The organism is Paenibacillus sp. J14 (genome assembly GCF_000518465.1).
Lineage (GTDB): Bacteria > Bacillota > Bacilli > Paenibacillales > Paenibacillaceae > Fontibacillus > Fontibacillus barengoltzii.
Map to the genome: position 1 here is coordinate 1 of NZ_JADQ01000108.1, position 2104 is coordinate 2104.

2 protein-coding genes are annotated in these 2104 nt (G+C 51.0%); both read left to right on the forward strand.

From position 1 onward, the window contains the following. Positions 1 to 388: 388 nt before the first annotated feature. Positions 389 to 1282, forward strand: coding sequence for an oxygen-dependent tRNA uridine(34) hydroxylase TrhO (gene trhO, locus M891_RS0122110; RefSeq protein WP_028540295.1), 894 nt, complete (start codon positions 389 to 391; stop codon positions 1280 to 1282). 38 nt (positions 1283 to 1320) lie between these two features. Beyond that, a complete protein-coding gene (locus M891_RS0122115; protein WP_028540296.1) occupies positions 1321 to 1956 on the forward strand; it encodes a helix-turn-helix transcriptional regulator in 636 nt (211 codons plus the stop codon). The last annotated feature ends 148 nt before the right edge of the window (positions 1957 to 2104 follow it).

The following is a 2104-nucleotide window of genomic DNA, read 5'->3' on the forward strand; positions in this document are numbered from 1 at the left end:
CCTTACCTCCGCAAGCTGTTCCACAAAAATGGCGATGCCGGAACGCAAGCCCCAACGCCTAAGCAACCGCTGAACATGAAACGCACGGCGTAACTGCCAGGCATATATAGAAGAAAGCCCGCCGGATGGCGGGCTTTCTTTCTATTTAATATCTTCTGTTTCGACCCACGGCACCCCAAGCACACAGCTCGGCGATTACTGCACCTGCGAGAACCGAAGGTCTCGGCAACCCTTATTTTCCAAATGCTTTGCTTCCACGACAGCGTAAGGAAAGAATAACCGCTAGACCTGTATTAATATACTTACTATACTTATATATTGACTAAGTTGAGAACCTTGGAATACAATGCAGTAGAATTCATCATAGAATAGATAGGTGATCTGAATAATGGAACAACACGCTTACCGCGTATTATTATTTTATAAGTTTGTCCGCATCGAGGATCCTGCCGCCTTCACTGCCGAGCATCTGCAATACTGCAAGGAGCTGGGAATCAAGGGCCGCATCCTGATCGCTGCCGAAGGCATCAACGGGACCTTGTCCGGAACAGTAGAGCAAACCGAGAAATATATGAACGACCTTAAAGCGAACCCGCTGTTCGCCGATATCGTGTTTAAGATCGATGAAGCCGACGGCCATACATTTAAGAAGATGTTTGTTCGCCACAAAAAAGAGCTGGTGACCTTCCGCGTTGATCAGGAGCTTGACCCTAACGTGATCAGCGGCAAGCGTCTCTCCCCCGTCGAGTTTTATGAGCAACTCCAGCAGGATGATGTAATCGTTCTGGACGGACGTAACGATTATGAGTATGATATCGGCCATTTTCGCGGAGCGATTCGGCCGGATATTGAATCCTTCCGCGAGTTTCCGGAATGGATTCGCCAGAATCTGAGCGAGTACAAGGATAAGAAAATTTTGACTTACTGCACCGGGGGCATCCGTTGCGAGAAGCTGACCGGCTTCTTGCTGAACGAAGGGTTCACCGACGTTGCTCAGTTGGAAGGCGGAATCGTGACCTATGGCAAAGATCCGCAGGTGAAAGGACGTCTTTTTGACGGCAAGTGCTATGTGTTCGACGAACGGATTTCCGTGCCGATCAACCGCACGGACGAGGACATCGTGATCGCCAGTTGCCACCATTGCGGTACGTCGCATGACCGGTATATCAACTGCCCGGTGTGCAATTTGCAATATGTCTGCTGTGAGGATTGCGAAGAGGAACACCAGGGCTTCTGTTCGGAAGCGTGCCGGGAAGCTGCTCTCGTCGCCTCACAAAGTTAAGAACCGCCGGAACTATCACCCGAAAGGGAGTGTCTCATATGAATACGAAGAAAGACCTTTCCACCCGCGAGCGGATTCTTCATTTAATGAAAACCGCCGGACCTCTGAGTGCCAAAGAGCTGACGACCGAACTGCAGATCACGGAAATGGCGGTCCGCCGCCATCTCGGCACGATGGAACGCGACGGGCTGATCGAATCGAAAATGGTTCGGCAGACGGCAGGACGCCCCACTGCTGTCTATGGGTTAACCGAGCTGGCTGAGGGACTTTTTCCTAAGAGATATCATTCGCTGACGCTGGATCTGCTGGACGAATTGGCCGAGGAGAGCGGCGAAGTCATGGTGGACCGCCTGTTCGATCGCCGTAAGGAGAAGCTGAGCCGCAAATATATGACCGAGATGCAAGGGAAATCGCTGACCGAAAAGGTGCGTACACTCTCGGAGATTCAAAACGACAACGGGTACATGACGGAGCTTCAAGAAACCGATGGCGGCGAATACGTGCTGATGGAGCATAACTGCCCGATCTCGCAAATCGCGAATCGTTACAATCATGCCTGCGATTGCGAATTGAAGCTGTTCGAATCGCTGCTGGATGCTGATGTCGAACGTACGGAATGTTTAGCCCAGCAAGGGAGAAAATGCGTGTATGTGATCCGTCAGCGGGAGCAGTAAGGGAAGAATATTCGCCTATTAAAGAAAAAAGCAGCCTGATGGCTGCTTTTTTGGTTATGGCTTTAGCCAGTTGAGCTCGCGAAGCGTGCGAAACAAAAAACCACCCGCTATGCGGGTGGAGGAACGAAGGTTTGACCAACTAGACCAT

What these genes read in the sequence shown, in the direction of transcription:
- trhO (WP_028540295.1), top strand. Translation starts at nt 389, where the DNA reads ATGGAACAACACGCTTACCGCGTATTATTATTTTATAAGTTTGTCCGC.
- M891_RS0122115 (WP_028540296.1), top strand. Translation starts at nt 1,321, where the DNA reads ATGAATACGAAGAAAGACCTTTCCACCCGCGAGCGGATTCTTCATTTA.